This window comes from Hominisplanchenecus murintestinalis, assembly GCF_943193015.1.
GTDB lineage: Bacteria > Bacillota > Clostridia > Lachnospirales > Lachnospiraceae > Hominisplanchenecus_A > Hominisplanchenecus_A murintestinalis.
Genome location: NZ_CALPCM010000101.1, coordinates 1 through 2518 on the forward strand (window position 1 = coordinate 1; position 2518 = coordinate 2518).

Annotated in this window: 3 protein-coding genes; all 3 read right to left on the reverse strand. The window is 47.5% G+C overall.

What is annotated here, in order from left to right:
- Nucleotides 1-238: 238 nt before the first annotated feature.
- The 3 genes from NFR99_RS15060 to NFR99_RS15070 all read right to left on the reverse strand — a co-directional run bounded on the left by NFR99_RS15060 (nt 239) and on the right by NFR99_RS15070 (nt 2433).
- The gene (locus NFR99_RS15060) at nt 239-922 is read right to left on the reverse strand and encodes a hypothetical protein (protein ID WP_251354059.1); all 684 of its coding nucleotides are present in this window, start codon (nt 920-922) and stop codon (nt 239-241) included.
- Nucleotides 923-1086: 164 nt separating this feature from the next.
- Nucleotides 1087-1620, reverse strand: a complete 534-nt coding sequence (locus NFR99_RS15065) for a P27 family phage terminase small subunit (RefSeq protein WP_251354060.1) — start codon at nt 1618-1620, stop codon at nt 1087-1089.
- 444 nt (nt 1621-2064) lie between these two features.
- On the reverse strand, nt 2065-2433 hold the full coding sequence (locus tag NFR99_RS15070; RefSeq protein WP_251354061.1) for an HNH endonuclease signature motif containing protein: 369 nt from the start codon (nt 2431-2433) through the stop codon (nt 2065-2067).
- Between the last annotated feature and the right edge of the window lie 85 nt (nt 2434-2518).

Below are 2518 nucleotides of genomic sequence, written 5' to 3' on the forward strand. Positions count from 1 at the left end.
TTACCACTCATTTTAGTTCGTTACACGAAAGCACCTTACGGGTTTCAACCTGCTTAAACGACTGCTTATAATAAGGGGTGGTTGACGGTTTTTATGACGGATGTGGTTAATCCAAAAAGCGCCTCGCCAGACCAATTACTCCCTTATCATAAAAAAATAAGTGCAGAAGGTAAAGCACTGATGAAATGCTTTATCTCTTACACTTATATGGTACTAAAAACCGCCCCGAAGGACGGTTTCAAAAAGGTCCGTTAAAATATTTTCTGTATATCTCGTTTATCGTTTCGACATAGACTATAAATGATGGATGGTTCTTATCCTGACGTTTGAGATACATGTTTTTCTTATCTTTATATCTTTCCCGAACCTCACCCCAATGCCTTTTGGACTTAATGGCATCAGCTTTTTCCCGGATGCGATGGACGGATGGGGCTTCTCCCCACAGGTAATTGTTAGAACCCTTATCATGGAGCAGCCTGTAATAAGTCCCATCTTCATCCCTAGCCATTATAGCAAGGTCAAAACTAAAAGCCACCTGTGACAGAATGCCAGGAGTATACATCAAGGCAGTTATAACAGATGTCGAATCCTTCCCATCCGAGAACTGGCCTCCCCTTACAACATGGCTCCTGCTTCTCCTTAATATCAAATTTAAAGAATTCCTGATCCTGTTTTTAAGACGTTGAGTGTCATTCCAGTATTCCTCCGGCATCCTTATGACCATCAGATTATAGTCCAGATCAAATGGAGAATTCCCATTCCGCATAACAAGTTTCCGCGCATGGCTCCCACTTCCTACAAGGAAAAACTGGGTAATTATGCCATATTCCTCATTCAGATAATCCCGCAGTTCTGTAAGAATCCGCGAACATTCACTGCGGTATGGCTTGACTTCCTTCTCACTTACATATTCGTATGCCATTCTTTTTCTCCTATCCTGCCCATGCCTCCATCCAGCGCTCTATGTCGCTAAATCATTATAGTATAGCAGACGGATCCTGCTTTGTCAATCTCCTTTTTTCACATTTTACATAAATTTCCCTTAACAAAATTTCTTTCTGTATACCTGTCGGTTTTCATACATCCCTACATGCCCTTCCTTGCACGGAGCAGCCGCTCCATTACATCGTCTTGGGGCGTATTCCCCGAAAACTCCACCGAGCAGTTTTCCTTCACAATCTGGTATATCTGCATCCAGCAGTAATTTGTCTGCTTCATGTAGGACTGGCTCATGGTGACATAGGGGGAGGCGATGGCTGCTCCTGTGGTCGGATGTTTTGCAAGGAACCCTGTGGAAGACACGATCTCCTCACACTGGATCCACCGTGAAACGCTCATGGCGTACTGCTCGACCATCTGAACAGTGACCAGCTTTTCACAGCCCCTCGCTTTCAGCCAGGCGTATGCTTCGTTGTAGACTTCCTCTGCCACCAGCTCCCGTCCGCTCTTCTGTGGGGATTTCAGGAAGTCCTTCACGGGCGGCACATCCACGCCCTCCAGTTCGGCGGGCTCCATCAGCACCTCCGCCGTTTTCCCCTCACTGATCTTTTCTATGAGCGCCTTGGGCTTGCGCCCCGCCCCCGGCCTTGCACCGCCGCGTCCGCTGCCGTCTTTTGCCACCGTTTCCACCCCATTTCTATGATTATTTTTGAAAAAATGCTACGGAAATCAAACACCGCAGCACTCTGAAAGCCTTTATTCTGCGGAAATCTCCGGGCGGCAATCCCCCGTTTGATTTCCGGTTTTTATGCGCGTGACCCCACGCCCGTTCCCCGGCGGATCCCTTACAGCGATTTCACCCGCCCCTCCCTGGCAACGATTGACTTCTTTAATTCCCAATGCTATACTATCACCGTCCCAGTGGTGAGTCTGGACGTGCGGAGAAGCCTGTGGAGGGATAGTGGTAACACATATGGGACATTTGCCACTATTTCTGAAGGAGGTACTGCCAATGGTAGCAGATATTGCAACAATAATTTCTTTTGTAACATTAGTTCTTTTGAAGTTGCTTACTATTCCTCTTCAATCCGAATGGCTCACCCTCCTAAGATATTAACGTCACGGCTATTCGTGGCGTTTTTTATTCCATCTGTCACCGCGCTCCGCATGAATCCTTGCATGACAGGACTTGCACAACGATACAAGGTTGCTCTCATCATGAGTGCCGCCCTCTGCCAGCGGCAGCTTATGGTGTACTTCCTCCACTGACCGCAGCAATCCTTTCTTATAACACTCTTCGCAGAACGGGTGCTCTGCGGCGTAGCGGTCACGGATTCTCTCCCAGACACGCCCATATCTACGGCGTACAGCCGAATCGCGGCCGTACCGTTCATAGCGGTGGTTCTCCTGCTTTTCGTGTTCCTCACAAAATCTCCTGTCCGTCAGCTTAGGACATCCGGGAAAGGAACACGGCCTTCTCGGTTTCCTTGGCATTGCTCCCACCTCCTAGTATAATAATGGTGTAGTCAATCAAGACTACTTGTTTAATAAGTTTCTATAAATCAGATAACAGAAGAAG